This window comes from Staphylococcus sp. SA22, from assembly GCF_054165785.1.
The window spans coordinates 81522-96188 of record NZ_JBSZQY010000002.1; the positions used below are offsets into that span (position 1 = coordinate 81522).

General features: G+C 31.9%; 18 protein-coding genes and 1 pseudogene. 3 read left to right on the forward strand and 16 right to left on the reverse strand.

Annotated features, from left to right (window positions below):
* Complete coding sequence (locus ACXQH5_RS02475) at window positions 1-1041, reverse strand: hemolysin family protein (RefSeq protein WP_000582332.1); 1041 nt, start codon at window positions 1039-1041, stop codon at window positions 1-3.
* A gap of 364 nt (window positions 1042-1405) precedes the next feature.
* Between ACXQH5_RS02475 and ACXQH5_RS02480 the strand changes: the two genes are divergently transcribed.
* Window positions 1406-1720, forward strand: a complete 315-nt coding sequence (locus tag ACXQH5_RS02480) for a hypothetical protein (RefSeq protein WP_000274032.1) — start codon at window positions 1406-1408, stop codon at window positions 1718-1720.
* A 5-nt stretch (window positions 1721-1725) separates the two neighbouring features.
* On the opposite strand, the pseudogene ACXQH5_RS02485 reads toward ACXQH5_RS02480, so the two are convergent.
* From ACXQH5_RS02485 to sufC, 6 genes and pseudogenes are all read right to left on the reverse strand, one after another.
* Window positions 1726-1865, reverse strand: a pseudogene (locus ACXQH5_RS02485) (hypothetical protein).
* 185 nt (window positions 1866-2050) lie between these two features.
* Complete coding sequence (gene sufB / locus ACXQH5_RS02490; protein ID WP_001074405.1) at window positions 2051-3448, reverse strand: Fe-S cluster assembly protein SufB; 1398 nt, start codon at window positions 3446-3448, stop codon at window positions 2051-2053.
* Between the two features lie 150 nt (window positions 3449-3598).
* A complete protein-coding gene (gene sufU, locus ACXQH5_RS02495; RefSeq protein ID WP_001010508.1) occupies window positions 3599-4063 on the reverse strand; it encodes a Fe-S cluster assembly sulfur transfer protein SufU in 465 nt (154 codons plus the stop codon).
* Window positions 4053-5303, reverse strand: a complete 1251-nt coding sequence (locus ACXQH5_RS02500; RefSeq protein WP_001838628.1) for a cysteine desulfurase — start codon at window positions 5301-5303, stop codon at window positions 4053-4055. The genes sufU and ACXQH5_RS02500 overlap by 11 nt, the downstream gene beginning before the upstream one ends.
* 105 nt (window positions 5304-5408) lie before the next feature.
* Window positions 5409-6716 carry a Fe-S cluster assembly protein SufD gene (sufD, locus tag ACXQH5_RS02505; RefSeq protein WP_000205572.1) on the reverse strand — a complete coding sequence of 436 codons (1308 nt, stop codon included), beginning with the start codon at window positions 6714-6716 and terminating at the stop codon, window positions 5409-5411.
* Between the two features lie 97 nt (window positions 6717-6813).
* The gene (gene sufC, locus ACXQH5_RS02510) at window positions 6814-7575 is read right to left on the reverse strand and encodes a Fe-S cluster assembly ATPase SufC (RefSeq protein ID WP_000168845.1); all 762 of its coding nucleotides are present in this window, start codon (window positions 7573-7575) and stop codon (window positions 6814-6816) included.
* A 328-nt stretch (window positions 7576-7903) separates the two neighbouring features.
* Between sufC and ACXQH5_RS02515 the strand changes: the two genes are divergently transcribed.
* Window positions 7904-8755: a polyprenyl-phosphate transporter PopT gene (locus tag ACXQH5_RS02515; protein ID WP_001183851.1), complete on the forward strand. Its 852-nt coding sequence runs from the start codon at window positions 7904-7906 to the stop codon at window positions 8753-8755.
* 233 nt (window positions 8756-8988) lie between these two features.
* Here ACXQH5_RS02515 and ACXQH5_RS02520 read toward each other — a convergent pair whose 3' ends face one another.
* From ACXQH5_RS02520 to ACXQH5_RS02535, 4 genes are all read right to left on the reverse strand, one after another.
* A complete protein-coding gene (locus ACXQH5_RS02520; RefSeq protein ID WP_000752917.1) occupies window positions 8989-9183 on the reverse strand; it encodes a CsbD family protein in 195 nt (64 codons plus the stop codon).
* Window positions 9184-10306: 1123 nt separating this feature from the next.
* A complete protein-coding gene (locus ACXQH5_RS02525; protein ID WP_001286805.1) occupies window positions 10307-10492 on the reverse strand; it encodes a hypothetical protein in 186 nt (61 codons plus the stop codon).
* A 1-nt stretch (window position 10493) separates the two neighbouring features.
* Window positions 10494-10604 carry a hypothetical protein gene (locus ACXQH5_RS02530; RefSeq protein WP_000139423.1) on the reverse strand — a complete coding sequence of 37 codons (111 nt, stop codon included), beginning with the start codon at window positions 10602-10604 and terminating at the stop codon, window positions 10494-10496.
* A 70-nt stretch (window positions 10605-10674) separates the two neighbouring features.
* Window positions 10675-10827 carry a hypothetical protein gene (locus tag ACXQH5_RS02535; protein WP_001795626.1) on the reverse strand — a complete coding sequence of 51 codons (153 nt, stop codon included), beginning with the start codon at window positions 10825-10827 and terminating at the stop codon, window positions 10675-10677.
* A 373-nt stretch (window positions 10828-11200) separates the two neighbouring features.
* Between ACXQH5_RS02535 and ACXQH5_RS02540 the strand changes: the two genes are divergently transcribed.
* Window positions 11201-11758, forward strand: a complete 558-nt coding sequence (locus ACXQH5_RS02540) for a DUF4888 domain-containing protein (protein WP_001035631.1) — start codon at window positions 11201-11203, stop codon at window positions 11756-11758.
* A 77-nt stretch (window positions 11759-11835) separates the two neighbouring features.
* Here ACXQH5_RS02540 and seb read toward each other — a convergent pair whose 3' ends face one another.
* The 5 genes from seb to ACXQH5_RS02565 form a co-directional block, all read right to left on the reverse strand.
* Entirely contained in the window at window positions 11836-12636 is an 801-nt protein-coding gene (gene seb / locus ACXQH5_RS02545; RefSeq protein WP_000278085.1) for a staphylococcal enterotoxin type B, read from the reverse strand.
* A gap of 307 nt (window positions 12637-12943) precedes the next feature.
* Window positions 12944-13513 (reverse strand): terminase small subunit, encoded by a 570-nt coding sequence (locus tag ACXQH5_RS02550; RefSeq protein ID WP_001293067.1) that lies wholly within the window; start codon window positions 13511-13513, stop codon window positions 12944-12946.
* The gene (locus tag ACXQH5_RS02555; protein WP_045181470.1) at window positions 13510-13722 is read right to left on the reverse strand and encodes a hypothetical protein; all 213 of its coding nucleotides are present in this window, start codon (window positions 13720-13722) and stop codon (window positions 13510-13512) included. Before ACXQH5_RS02555 ends, ACXQH5_RS02550 begins: the two co-directional genes overlap by 4 nt.
* Before the next feature lie 131 nt (window positions 13723-13853).
* Entirely contained in the window at window positions 13854-14381 is a 528-nt protein-coding gene (locus ACXQH5_RS02560; RefSeq protein ID WP_000771368.1) for a spore coat protein, read from the reverse strand.
* A 50-nt stretch (window positions 14382-14431) separates the two neighbouring features.
* Window positions 14432-14650: a capsid morphogenesis B protein gene (locus tag ACXQH5_RS02565; RefSeq protein WP_000448773.1), complete on the reverse strand. Its 219-nt coding sequence runs from the start codon at window positions 14648-14650 to the stop codon at window positions 14432-14434.
* Window positions 14651-14667 lie beyond the last annotated feature (17 nt).

The following is a 14667-nucleotide window of genomic DNA, read 5'->3' on the forward strand; positions in this document are numbered from 1 at the left end:
TTATATAGATACGTTGCGATTTTTCCGTTGTTGAAATTGAATTTGCTGTTGAGAAAGTTTTTCTTTTTCCTTTTTATCCATCTCATCTTCAATTTCCATACCTAATAATTCTTCAATTAAGTCTTCATGTGACACTATCGCTTCAGTACCACCAAATTCGTCCAACACAATTGCTAAATGTTTTCTAGAAATAGTCATCTTACGTAATACCCATTCAGCTTTATTGTGTTCATTCACAAATAATGGCTTAGCTGAATAGTTTGTAATTTGATTTTCTTTTTTATTACTCCAAGCCAACAGATATTTAGAATGAAACACCCCAATAATGTTATCAATATCTCCCTCGTACACTGGATATCTAGTGTATGGCTTATTCATAACCGTTTCATAAACTTCTTCGTATGTCGCATTTGAAGCAAATGCCGTCACATTAATTCTAGGTGTTGTATCAACATCTTTTACTTTTAAATTTTCAAAATTAATGACACCTTCCAACCTACTCGTCTCAATTTCATTTAAAGCACCTTCATGTCCAGCAATTGCTAACATTGTTTTAAATTCTTCTTTTGAAAATTGATGTTCTTGAGGTTGACCCTTAGATAAACTTCGATTAATACTGTCCGTCAACTTATTTAAAAGTAATGTGATAGGACGGAACACAATTACACAAATATTAATAATTGGATATACAAGCCTTGTTATTTTATCTGGAAATGTTGCAGCGACAGACTTGGGAATCACTTCGGAAATCAAAATGATAACAACTGTTAAAACAGCTGATGCAATACCAACGCTAATCCCCCAACGTAAAGCCATAATTGTAACAAGTGTTGGTAATAAAATATTCGCGACATTATTTCCAATTAGAATCGTTGTAATAAACTCACTTGGTTTTTCAAGTAACTTTACAATGCCTTTTGCTTTTTTATCACCTTTGTCAGCTTCAGTTTTAAATTTTGTTTTATTGGCAGCCGTTAATGCCGTCTCGCTTCCTGAAAAGAAAAACGAAATAAATATCAATATAATTATGGCAATGATCACGCGTGTAGTCTCCTTATTGTCATATCTTATTTTTATTGTAGTTACTTAATTCCCGACGTTCTCGTTTAATAAACCAGTTAAAATTCATTATATATAATAGACTTAATAATGATAATTAATATGCATTTTTAATCATAGTTACTTTAATGCATTCATTAGTAAAATGATGCTATAGTTCGAGCTGATTGTTACGAATAAATTTACATAATGAAAAATTTTAACAAATTCAGTTTATGACATAGTTATAATGATTTGAAACCGTTATAATGATAACAACAAGTTTCTCATAAATTTATTCTAATTATCTTTTAAATATCTTTAGACAAGTACTTGTTTATATTCAAATATAGAAAGAAGGATTAACATGTATTTTGTTTTAGCAATATTTACAATCATTAGCGCCAGTGTAAGTTTAGGTTATTCAATTCAAGCATGTGCATCTAGCCATAATATAAATGCATATTATGCACTTAGTCGAAGCTTACCTTTATTTTTATTAGCTATTTTTTCTTTAGTCATTCATAGTGCTATATTTTTGATAACTATATCCATTGCAATGATTTTAGTTCAATTTTTAGATGCGATTGTTGGTTATAAAAGTAAAGATGTCTTTAAAACTTACGGCCCATTAGCAACATCTGTAGTGAACTTAATATTATTAATAGTTTTCTTATTTTAACTCACTTATACAACGAATCTTAATCGAACTAATATCGAATTATCTTTAAAGAATATTTGATGTAGTTTTCAATTAATTTAATAAAGACCAGCACTCTAATGCCACAATCATGTTGTATTTGTGTTGTCGCTTTATTCACCATCAATGATTATTTTTTACACCAATCAAAAAATCGGACTGATATAAATAAGTACAAAGCTTATCTATCAATCCGATTTAGTTATAAAACAAAAAAGCCACAGTAATGTGGCTTTTTGTTATATTCAGTATCAAAATGGTATCAATAGCCATTTCCGGAAGTCAAGAATGGCTTAACAACGCGGTTTAAAGCTACCCAATACTACCTTCCATTTCGAACTTGATTAAACGGTTCATTTCGACCGCGTATTCCATTGGAAGTTCTTTTGTAAATGGTTCGATGAATCCCATAACAATCATTTCTGTCGCTTCTTCTTCAGAAATACCACGACTCATTAGATAGAATAATTGTTCTTCAGAAACTTTTGAAACTTTCGCTTCATGTTCTAATGATATTTGATCGTTGAATACTTCGTTATATGGAATTGTATCTGATGTTGATTCGTTATCTAAGATTAATGTATCACATTCAATATTTGAACGAGCGCCTTTTGCTTTACGTCCAAAATGTACAATACCACGATAAATAACTTTACCACCATTTTTAGAAATAGATTTAGAAACAATCGTTGAAGATGTATTTGGCGCTTTATGAATCATTTTAGCACCGGCATCTTGAACTTGTCCTTTACCAGCAAATGCAATAGATAATGTACTACCTTTTGCACCTTCACCTAAAAGAACACAGTTTGGATATTTCATCGTTAACTTAGAACCTAAGTTACCATCTACCCATTCCATATTTCCGTTTTCATAAACAAAAGTACGTTTTGTAACTAAATTGTATACATTGTTCGCCCAGTTTTGAATCGTAGTATAACGAACGTGCGCATCTTTATGCACAATGATTTCCACAACAGCAGAGTGTAAAGAGCTAGTTGTATAAACTGGTGCAGTACAACCTTCTACGTAATGTACAGAAGCACCTTCATCAGCAATGATTAATGTACGTTCAAATTGACCCATGTTCTCAGAGTTAATACGGAAATAAGCTTGTAATGGCGTATCTAGTTTGATATTTTTAGGTACATAAATGAACGAACCTCCTGACCATACTGCTGAGTTTAACGCCGCAAATTTGTTATCTGCTGCAGGTACTACAGAAGCAAAGTATTTTTTGAATAATTCTTCATTTTCTTGTAAAGCACTATCTGTATCTTTAAAGATAATACCTTTTTCTTCAAGTTCTTTTTCCATATTATGGTAAACAACTTCAGATTCATATTGAGCAGAAACGCCAGCTAAATATTTTTGTTCAGCTTCAGGAATTCCTAATTTATCGAAAGTTCTTTTAATTTCTTCTGGCACTTCATCCCATGAACGTTCAGCTTGTTCTGAAGGCTTTACATAGTAAGTAATGTCATCGAAATTCAATTCTGATAAGTCGCCACCCCATTGAGGCATTGGCATTTTATAAAACAATTTTAATGATTTAAGACGGAAATCTAACATCCATTCCGGCTCATTTTTCATGTTAGAAATTTCTCTAACGATATTCTCAGTTAAACCACGTTCTGATCTGAAAATGGACACATCATCGTCGTGGAATCCATATTTATAATCCCCAACATCAGGTGCTTTTTTAGCCATTTCAATCACTCCTTAAAAATATATTTACAACGGCGTGCGTAAGTTTTTAATTCATGATGTAAACCATATTATAACAATGACATGACATCTTATAAAAATTTTTATACTTTTATATGTCTAATATCAAAATCATCTATGATTAACAGCATTCTATTCTTCTTCAGTCGTACCTTCTGCTTTACCTTCTTTAGCAACAGTACCTTTTTCCAATGCTTTCCAAGCTAATGTGGCACATTTAATACGAGCTGGGAATTGAGATACACCTTGCAATGCTTCAATATCTCCCATTTCTTCTGTAATCACATAGTCTTCACCAAGCATCATTTTCGTAAATTCTTGGCTCATTTGCATTGCTTCTCCAAGTGAATGACCTTTAACAGCTTGTGTCATCATCGATGCACTTGCCATTGAAATCGAACAACCTTCACCTTCAAACTTAGCATCTTTTATAATGCCGTCTTCTATATCAAATGTTAGTCGTATACGGTCACCGCATGTCGGGTTATTCATATCTACTGTCATAGACCCGTTATCTAATACACCTTTATTTCTAGGATTTTTATAATGATCCATAATGACAGATCTATATAATTGATCTAGATTATTAAAATTCATAAGAGAAAAACTCCTTCGTTTGTTTCAAGGCATTTATTAACTGATCAATGTCTTCTTTCGTGTTGTATATATAAAAACTCGCTCTAGCTGTTGAAGACACATTTAACCATTTCATTAACGGTTGCGCACAATGATGCCCAGCTCTAACCGCTACACCTTCTGTATCTACGGCTGTAGCAACATCGTGTGGATGTACATCTTGTAAATTAAACGTTATTACACCTGCACGACGATCCTTTGGCGGGCCATAAATTTCAATTCCTTCAATTGCAGACATTTGCTCATAAGCATATATCGTTAATTCTTGTTCATATTTATGAATTGCATCAAAACCTATGCGTTCTAAATATCGAATAGCTTCTGCAAGCCCAATTGCTTGAGCAATTAATGGAGTACCCGCTTCAAATTTAGTAGGTAAATCAGCCCATGTTGCATCATACTTACTTACAAAATCAATCATGTCGCCACCGAACTCAATCGGTTCCATTTTTTGTAGTAACTCACGTTTACCAAATAATACGCCAATACCTGTTGGTCCAAGCATTTTATGACCACTAAAACTATAAAAATCAGCATTCATTTCTTGCATATCAAGTTTCATATGTGGTGCTGCTTGCGCCCCATCAACACTGATAATTGCACCATGTTGATGAGCTATTTCTGCAATGGTTTTAACATCATTAATTGTACCGAGTACATTAGAAATATGTGCAATAGCAACGATCTTTGTTTTATCATTAATCGTTTGCTTAATATCTTCGATGTTTAATTCCCCGTCAGCTGTCATTGGTATAAATTTCAATGTCGCATTTTTACGCTTTGCTAACTGTTGCCAAGGAACAATATTGGCATGATGTTCCATTTCAGTGACAACAATTTCATCGCCCTCTTCAACATTTGCATCACCATAGCTATGTGCTACAAGGTTAATCGATGCAGTTGTTCCGCGTGTGAAAATGATTTCTTCAAAATAGTTCGCATTAATAAAACGACGAACGGTTTCACGGGCATTTTCATAACCATCAGTTGCCAATGATCCTAATGTATGAACACCACGATGAACGTTTGAATTATAACGCTTGTAGTAATCCTCTAAAACATTTAACACTTGCACAGGCGTTTGACTTGTCGCTGTTGAATCAAGATATGCTAAACGTTTGCCATTGACTTTTTGATCTAATATCGGAAAATCCTTGATTACTTCATTAACGTCAAATGAGTGTTCGGCCACTTCATTCACGACCTTTCTTAAATAAAAATCCTAATCATTTAAATACTGACGTTGTATTAGTCTTATACCAATATCGACAGTCTATATCTATTACAAACTTTTATTTTCAAAATATTATTTAGAAACTTTGCGTTCAATTACTTCTCTCAATTGACGTTTAACGTCTTCGATAGGTAATTCACGTACTACTGGATCTAAGAAACCATGTATAACAAGACGTTCCGCTTCTCTTTGAGAAATACCACGGCTCATTAAATAGTAAAGTTGATCTGGATCAACACGACCTACTGATGCAGCATGACCAGCTTGTACATCATCTTCATCAATTAATAAAATTGGATTCGCGTCACCACGAGCATGTTCAGATAACATTAATACACGTGATTCCTGATTAGCAATTGATTTAGTTCCACCATGCTTAATGTAGCCGATACCATTAAATACAGATGATGCATGTTCTTTCATAACACCATGTTTAAGGATATAACCATCTGTTTCTTTACCATATTGTACGATTTTAGATGTTAGATTAATTTTTTGTTCGCCTGTACCTACAACTACTGATTTAAGTGAACTTGTTGAACGATCACCAAATAAATTTGTTGTATTATCAATAATTTGGCTACCCTCATTCATTAAACCTAGTGCCCAATTAATTGAGGCATCCGCTTCAGTAATACCACGTCGAATGATATGACCTGTAAAGCCTTTATCCATATAGTCTACTGAGCCATACGTGATATTTGAATTTGCACCAGCAATCACTTCAGAAATAATATTTAATTGATTTCCTTCACCAGATGCATTTGATAAGTAATTTTCAACATATGTGACTTCGGCGCTTTCTTCAGTAACGATGATGACATGGTTATAAAAGCTTGCATTTTCGTCATCGTGCAACACAACGTATTGTACTGGATGTTCTACAACTACATTTTTAGGAACATAAACAAATACGCCACCATTAACTAATGCCGTGTGTAGCGCTGTGATACGATGTTCATCTACTGTTACTGCATCTTTCATAAAGTACTTTTGTACTAAATCACTATGATTCATAAGAGCGTCTGCTAAACCTTCAACGATAACGCCATCTTTCGATGCATTATCATCAACTTGTGTGTACGCAATCGTATTATTATGTTGAATTACTAAGTTTTTAGAATGATCTACGTCAATAATTTCTCTTACTGACTCAGGTAATTGTGATAAAGATTGATAAACATCACCTTTTACATCGTGTTGTTTAAAAGAATCAAAATCCCATTTTCTTAATTTTGTTTTATCAGGTTTTGGCATTTCTAAAGTTTCTGTTAATTTCAAAGCTTTTTTACGTAATTCTGTCATCCAAGAAGGTTCATTGTGGGCTTTAGAATAATCAACAAGTTGTTCTTCAGAAATGTTCAAAATATCAGTTGTCATAACTTTTTCCTCCTACTTGATGAAATTTACTATTTCGTATAAATGTTCATTTTCATCATATATAGATGAACATCTCATGGATACTGTATTAATAAGATTATTCAGCTGAACCGAACTCTTCTTTAACCCATTCATATCCTTCTTCTTCAAGACGTTTTGCTAATTCTGGACCACCAGATTTAACGACCTTACCAGCATACATTACATGTACTTTATCAGGAGTAATGTAATTTAATAATCGTTGATAGTGTGTGATCATTAATGCACCAAAGTTTTCCCCACGCATTTGGTTAATACCTTTAGATACAACTTTTAATGCATCGATGTCTAATCCTGAATCGATTTCATCTAAGATTGCAAACTTAGGTTCTAACATCATTAATTGTAAGATTTCGTTACGTTTCTTCTCTCCACCTGAGAAACCTTCATTTAAATAACGTTGTGCCATGTCTTTATCTATGTCTAGAAAATCCATATTTTTATCTAATTTCTTAATAAATTGCATTAAGTTGATTTCTTGTCCTTCTTCACGTTTCGCATTGATTGCTGAACGCATGAAATCAGCATTTGTAACACCTGTAATTTCTGATGGATATTGCATTGCCAAGAATAATCCTGCTTTTGCTCTTTCATCAACTTCTAATTCTAAAATATTTACACCGTCTAAAAGTACTTCTCCTTTAGTTACTTCATAGCTTGGGTGTCCCATAATTGCAGATGATAAAGTTGATTTACCTGTCCCGTTTGGTCCCATAATCGCATGTATTTCATCAGTGTTAATTGTCAAGTTAACACCTTTTAAGATTTCTTTATCCTCAATAGACACATGTAGGTCTTTGATTTCTAATGTTGATGCCATTTTATATTCCCTCCGTAAAATATAAAGTTTTCTTAACTAGTTTATAATAATTTTAATTTGTAGTCAAAAAGACTTTGTAATAATGCGTTCAGTTAATTATAACTTACTTATACCTTAATATAAACAACTTAAACCCTTTTTATTATTTTTAATAACTCTAAAGTACAAGTCTAAGCCGCTCTCTTTTAAAAATATAAATGATAATAAGTGCACATAATTTCTCAATGGATTTTATGAATTTAAAATATGTTATCATTTCACTAGGACATTTGTAATATGGTATGATGCTATTTATGACTTTATTCCAATCGTTTGAAAGGAGTTATTCATGCAACAATTTAAATGGATTAATATTCTAAAAGGTTTTGCTATGGGAACGAGTGACTTGGTACCTGGTGTTAGCGGTGGGACTATCGCATTATTGTTAGGTATATACAATCAATTTATCGCTTCAATTAGCGGCATATTCTCACGACGTTTTTGGCCAAGTTTTACATTTTTAATCCCCATTATAATTGGAATGTTACTGGCAATGGGATCACTAAGTAATCTTTTTAATTATTTATTAAGCCAACACCATATTCCAACTATGTTTTTCTTTGGTGGATTAATCATTGGTATCGTTCCATATTTATTGAAAATTTCTAACTATAAAACGTCATTTACAACTAAACATTACATGATGGTTATAGCTGGTATCGCTATCTTAATTGTTATTACATTAATGAATAATGGCGATAAACATGCTGGAGAAACACTTACTCTATCAACTGGTCTTATTATTAAATACTTTATTGCAGGTATGTGTGCATCTAGTGCTATGTTACTCCCAGGTATTTCAGGGTCATTTATGTTATTAGTATTTGGCGTCTATGGCACAGTCATGCTAGCAATATCTGAAGTTGTTAAACTTAACTTTGCCGGTCTTCCTATATTACTTGCAGTCGGATTTGGCGTGCTTGCTGGATTCATTATTTCAAGCAAAATTATCCAGTATTTCCTAACACATCATAAACTAATGACTTTTGCATTAATCATTGGTTTTGTTGTTGGCTCCCTCTTTGCAGTATTTCCAGGTTTACCAACTAATATCGTGATGTGGTTCGTTTCATTAGTAGTATTTATCATCGGTTTTATTGTAAGTTTGACTTTAGGTCGAATTACCGCTGAAAATGAATAATCATTTTAGGGGTGATAAAATATATTCAGTATCTCGTTAATCATATGCAATATATGTCTCGTTTTGTATACATATTGTTGGATATCATTAGCGAGTTTTTATTTAGTTTTTTTCTAACATTAAAATAATTATTAATAAATTTTTGTATCCACTTTTTTAATACAAAAAACCACCTAGCCGATGGTTATACCGACTAAGTGGCATGTGCAGTGTATTAGGAATAAAAAGTAAAATTACTCGCCTTTGTTACCTTTTACTTTATCAATAAAATCAGTTGCTTTTTCTTTTGCATTTTCAACGAATTCTTTCGCTTTACCAGAAGCTTTATCTTCTTTACCTTCGTTTTCTAAATTTTTATTATCAGTAACATTACCTACTGTTTCTTTAACATTACCTTTTGCTTGTTCAAATTTACTTTCGTCTGCCATAATAAATGCCTCCTCGGAATAATTAAATGTTATATATAATACTTACCCACTGAAAAATTATCTAAACATTTTACTTAAATAATTTTTGATATTGATTTGACGTCATTTTATAACTAGCGAAATAGATTCATCATTAACTTGAGGGAGTGGGACAGAAATGATATTTTCGCAAAATTTATTTCGTCGTCCAACCCCAACTTGCACATTATCGTAAGCTGACTTTTCGTCAGCTTCTGTGTTGGGGCCCCACCCCAACTTGCATTGTTTGTAGAATTTCTTTTTGAAATTCTCTGTGTTGGGACCCCGCCAACTTGCATTGTCTGTAGAAATTGGGAATCCAATTTCTCTATGTTGGGGCCCCGCAATTATTGTAAAAAGGTTGTTACAATCGTATTTTCATTCAATCAACTACTGCTTATATAACATTGTAAAGCTTTGGACATTGATTGAAGTCACAGAAGCGTATAGGCTTTCATTTAATACATAATGACTTGATAATCATTTATACATAGTTATTCATCTCTTATCATATTAAATCTTCCACATTTCATATTGATTCTAATTTAAAAAAACTCCCATCAAAGTTCGCATTTTTTCAATGTCTACTTTGATGGGAGCATATCAGTCAATGAGCTCTAATTAATAATTATTTAGCAGGAATAATTAGCCAGATTATCAAGTAAGTTCAAGGGCAATCAAAACATTGTTATATATGTATTTATAAAATTTTCAAGATAATTTATTATTCATACCCTTGCCCTTTGTTTTAAAATTATGCCCTTTTTTTGCCCTTGAAAACAACCACACTCCTAAATTAATAGGTGGTGTGGTTATTTTGGTTGTGTGAGAATAAAAAAATAACCGCCTCGAATTCGATACGGTTATCTAGCAAGAACCACGTACTTACAAATACGTTTAGAATCTCTTCGACAATCTTGCTATAGACAGTCTATGCTGTTACTAAATTAAACCACCACACAAACTTACTCCCATCCAGGAACACAGAGCTTTGTCGCTCGTCAGCAACGTCATAAGAATTCTAAGTTCATGTCGTGGTGACACTTTAAACGGTCTGTGCCAGTAGCGACCGAGTCATTTCAAGAATGACCATTTCACATTTATATTATAACACTTGTCGTGCGTAACTGTATAGTTTTTCAGTTGTATTTAAAGTTAAGTTATCTACTTCGCGCTTTCCTTGCCTTAATTGTGAAATTACATATTGCGCTACGCCAGTTTGTTTGTGAATTTGGTAACCTGTTATATCACTTTTGATCAATTCAATTATTTTTAATTTATAATCACTCATATTATCTACGTCCATTCTTTTTATCTAAACAATAAAAATGTGTTTTTCTCCCGATAAATAATAACAATGGTAGGCTTAATAAAAACAATATTAAATACATTTGTTCTGTCATAATTGAAAACCTCCAAATAATATTATATTATATAAGTGTAAGGAGGAGCCATCAGGCTCCAAGCATAATGTTAATCTTTGTTGTTTGGCTTTCGGTCTAGGTAGCCGAGATGCCATTCTCTAAGTTGTTTTAACACTTCTGGAATTATCAGTACTGCCAATACTTGATGTTCTAGAAGTGTTTTTATTATGTCTAGCATGAGGCTTTTCACCTCCTTACGCATAATTTGTAAGTCATCAACTAACCTACAAATATAATTATACTAAACAAGTGTTTATTAAGCGAGTGTTTTTTTAATTTGCATAAAAAAATAGGCAAGTACCGAAGTACCTGCCTAAATAACAACAAGATTAACATGTGAATAATGGAAATAAAAAGTCAGCCCGAAGGCTAACTTACGAATAGATGAAAATTTGAACACATTGCTGTGTCTAAAACGATTATAGCATAGATGACGAATATTTCTAGCTCAAAATTATTATATTTTAATGATAAATTTTTATATATTTGTTAATAATTATTTAATTGATTCACATAAATAATTATTGTAAAATTACTTTGTAATCGATTGCAAATAAGTTATAGGAGAAAATAAAATGAATAAAAAACTATTAACAAGAACATTGATAGCAAGTGCTTTAGTTTTAACAACAGTAGGTTCAGGTTTTCATTCTTCTTCAAATTATAATGGTATTAATAACGTTGCAAAGGCTTCTGAAATAACAGATAGAGACTTATGGAAAAATGTAAGAGATGCTTTGAAAGAAGCAAATATTATCGATAAAACAGCAAATGAGACAGTTGGTGTTACGTACAATTTAAATAATGGTGGCGAAAGTAGTATTACGGGTACAGCTGATTTAGATGAACTTAGTAATTTTAATAACAAGCCGATTAATACCGATAGTGTTAAAAGAATTGATTTGTCAAGAATAAATCCAAATGGAAATAGGTTTGACGCAAATGATGCATGGAAAAAATTAACTGACAAATTAAAAGAGAAACAAATCGTTAAAAACGGCGACACAGTAACTATCCATAGTAAAGATAAAAATGATCCCCCAATTTCAGCTAAAGTTGGTGAAAACTATAATGGCAACAAGGGGTTAATGCTAAATCAGAGAGATATAACAAAAATAACTATAACTAAATAATATTAGAAAAGGCAGGTACTCTATAAGTGCCTGCCTTAATTACTAACTCTTCATATTTACTTTTCTAAAATATAATTTCACTTTTTCTTTGTCGTAAGATAAACTTCAATCTTCACATCTTTAGAATCAACCATTTTATTGTCATTGTACATCATTAAATATTTAGATTGGTCAAATTTATCTCCTGGTGCAGGCATCATGTCATACCAAAAGCTATTCTCATTTTCTATAAATTTAATATATCCCGTTTCATAAGGCGAGTTGTTAAATTCATAGAGTTTTTTATTTTTCACCAAATAGTGACGAGTTAGGTAATCTAATTCTTGAGCAGTCACCTTTTTCTTATTAGTTTGTACGTCAAAAGATAATAAATTTTTACCATCTTCAAATACCCGAACAGTAATACTTCTATATTTATCTAATTGGTTTCCATTATGCTCAGTTACACCACCATACATACAAGTTTTTCGTTTGTCAGTTTGATGCGAATTAATATCATTCGTTTTTTTAGAAAAATAACATTGATAATAATAATTAGCTCCAAACACATCTACGTATTTATCTTTGTATTTATCAGCTAAATCTTTGTTTTTAAATTCGACTCGAACATTATCATAATTCCCTAACTTAGTGTCCTTAATAGAATATATTAAGTCAAAGTATAGAAATTGATCTATAGATTTAACGTTTATTGCTGATACATGATTATCATCATACAAAACTTTCATATTTTCCATCAAACCAGTGAATTTACTCGATTTGTGCAACTCATCTGGTTTAGGATCTGGTTGACTCTCTGCTAAAACGTTGGGTGTAGAAATAACTAATATCAGTGCGAATATCAAAATTACATGTGAAATAAATAATCTCTTATACATTTTTTATCTCCTTTATCCAACATTCCCAAAAAGTATCTAGATACACTTTAAATATATGTTATAATCTTAAATATTCAATTAAAAAAACATTAAAAGAAACTTAATTATATTTAATAATCTCATGTTATTTATATTAATTAAGTTATGCTTTTAAAATTAAATAACTATACATCACCTAAACTTATATACGAAAACATCTTTAACAACATAGTGTTTTCTCATAATTATTTTTCTACCTAGTTCTAATTTTATGACTGTATAATGTTATGAACACTATATAGCACAATTAAGCGTTGCTTCAATCTCCTCAATCCTCTAACGGAATATCATCCACAATCACAGTATGATTAGGATTAGCGTTAGATACATCTTTCACTGCCTTATCTAATTCCTCATCATCGCCATCCCATTCACCAATGTTAATGAATATAGGCACATTCCCGTTAATATCATGCTTATCTGTAAATAACTTATGGTATTTACCCAACATATCACGAGCTTTTAAACGATCACTAGGTTTTATTGGTACCTCTATCAGTTCAACATGTTCATTATAGACTAATTGTACTTTGCCACTTTTTGGATTCTCTTTATATTCTCCACGCTTGACTACAACTTCTTTCGTTTCTGTTTCATCACCGACTGCCGCATTCGTAAGCACATGTAGTAACTCTTTTGCGGTTAATACATTCTCATCTATAATCTTATCTTTTTGTTCTTGTATATATTGCTTGATGTGTGGCTTCTTCAATAACCTACACCCTGTCACATGTGCGCTATTTGCGCTATAGCCTGCTTTTATGGCACTTTGTGTTACATTAAGTGTTCTTATATACTCATTCACAAAACGCGCTTGTTTTGCCGTTAACTCACTCATTCTATCACCTCCACAATTTTATCTAATAAGGTTTCATACCATAATCTTACAGATTGTTCTGAACACTCTAAGACATTACTAATATCTTTAAAACTACGTCCTTGTATTAAAGAATCGAAAATATAAAACTCTTTATCATTAGCTACTCGGTCAACAATCATTTCTAAGTGATTCTTTACAATATGATCATCAATGTTATCGTCTGCCATCCATTCATTGGAATTTTCATCACCTATTGAAAAGAATTCATCGGTATTTATTTCATCATCTATCAACACATCACTTCTAGTTCGCTTATGATAATCACAAACGAAGTCTTTTATTTGCTTTTTATCCATTGTTACACCACTTTTACATATGAAGATTGGTGATATGCATTTACTCGTGCAATCTTACTGTTTTCAATTGCTGTATTTCTTTGTTTTTGACGTTCTGAACGTTGTTTAATACTTGCTTGATACAAATCAACTTGTAAGCGTTCAATGACGTTGTAGGGCTTATATCGTCCATTTGAACGCATATATTTTACAACTTGCTTCTGCTCTTTTTCTGTATAATGATTTAGTACCTTTTTCAACAACGCCATATTATTTATAGATCTATTTTTATAGTTTTGTAACCCTGCTTTTGTTTCAATAATTTTGATAACTAATTTTTCAATCGGATATGAGACAGACACGACCCCCATTATTTCATCACATGTTGTGGTCGACGCACTCATATGGTACATACTTTCAATTTGGAATTCACACATCTTAATTTTTTTATTAATAAATGCTGGGTTAAATTGCGTTAATAGTTGATACTCAGATAGTTTATTGTCGCCATTACGATAATATAAACAATTCTTCGTTTTAAGCAGTTTCATTTATTCACCCCTATAAACAGAGCCTACCCGAATTGGATAGGCAATCATTGCTATTTAATAATCCTGTTTTGCTTAGCTAAATTTTGTAGCGTTGTACCTAATTGCTTTTGCTTAGACTGTTCTGATTGTTGTAACTCACTTGAAATCTCCTGCATATTGTTTTTAATATCCAAATCAACTGCATTTATTAATAGATTTGTATCTTCTTCATTTAAACCAAATGCATTTGCGACCTTTTTAGTATTATTTAACTCGTATTTTGTTTCCATTTAATTACCCTTTCTTT

Excerpts from the sequence above, each read along its gene's own strand:
- sufC (WP_000168845.1), bottom strand. The coding sequence starts at position 7,575 with ATGGCATCAACATTAGAAATCAAAGACCTACATGTGTCTATTGAGGAT.
- ACXQH5_RS02520 (WP_000752917.1), bottom strand. The coding sequence starts at position 9,183 with ATGGCAGACGAAAGTAAATTTGAACAAGCAAAAGGTAATGTTAAAGAA.
- seb (WP_000278085.1), bottom strand. The coding sequence starts at position 12,636 with ATGTATAAGAGATTATTTATTTCACATGTAATTTTGATATTCGCACTG.
- ACXQH5_RS02535 (WP_001795626.1), bottom strand. The coding sequence starts at position 10,827 with ATGCGTAAGGAGGTGAAAAGCCTCATGCTAGACATAATAAAAACACTT.
- sufB (WP_001074405.1), bottom strand. The coding sequence starts at position 3,448 with ATGGCTAAAAAAGCACCTGATGTTGGGGATTATAAATATGGATTCCAC.
- ACXQH5_RS02560 (WP_000771368.1), bottom strand. The coding sequence starts at position 14,381 with ATGAAACTGCTTAAAACGAAGAATTGTTTATATTATCGTAATGGCGAC.
- sufD (WP_000205572.1), bottom strand. The coding sequence starts at position 6,716 with ATGACAACTGATATTTTGAACATTTCTGAAGAACAACTTGTTGATTAT.
- ACXQH5_RS02525 (WP_001286805.1), bottom strand. The coding sequence starts at position 10,492 with ATGAGTGATTATAAATTAAAAATAATTGAATTGATCAAAAGTGATATA.
- ACXQH5_RS02480 (WP_000274032.1), top strand. The coding sequence starts at position 1,406 with ATGTATTTTGTTTTAGCAATATTTACAATCATTAGCGCCAGTGTAAGT.
- ACXQH5_RS02515 (WP_001183851.1), top strand. The coding sequence starts at position 7,904 with ATGCAACAATTTAAATGGATTAATATTCTAAAAGGTTTTGCTATGGGA.
- ACXQH5_RS02550 (WP_001293067.1), bottom strand. The coding sequence starts at position 13,513 with ATGAGTGAGTTAACGGCAAAACAAGCGCGTTTTGTGAATGAGTATATA.
- sufU (WP_001010508.1), bottom strand. The coding sequence starts at position 4,063 with ATGAATTTTAATAATCTAGATCAATTATATAGATCTGTCATTATGGAT.
- ACXQH5_RS02540 (WP_001035631.1), top strand. The coding sequence starts at position 11,201 with ATGAATAAAAAACTATTAACAAGAACATTGATAGCAAGTGCTTTAGTT.
- ACXQH5_RS02555 (WP_045181470.1), bottom strand. The coding sequence starts at position 13,722 with ATGGCAGACGATAACATTGATGATCATATTGTAAAGAATCACTTAGAA.
- ACXQH5_RS02565 (WP_000448773.1), bottom strand. The coding sequence starts at position 14,650 with ATGGAAACAAAATACGAGTTAAATAATACTAAAAAGGTCGCAAATGCA.
- ACXQH5_RS02530 (WP_000139423.1), bottom strand. The coding sequence starts at position 10,604 with ATGACAGAACAAATGTATTTAATATTGTTTTTATTAAGCCTACCATTG.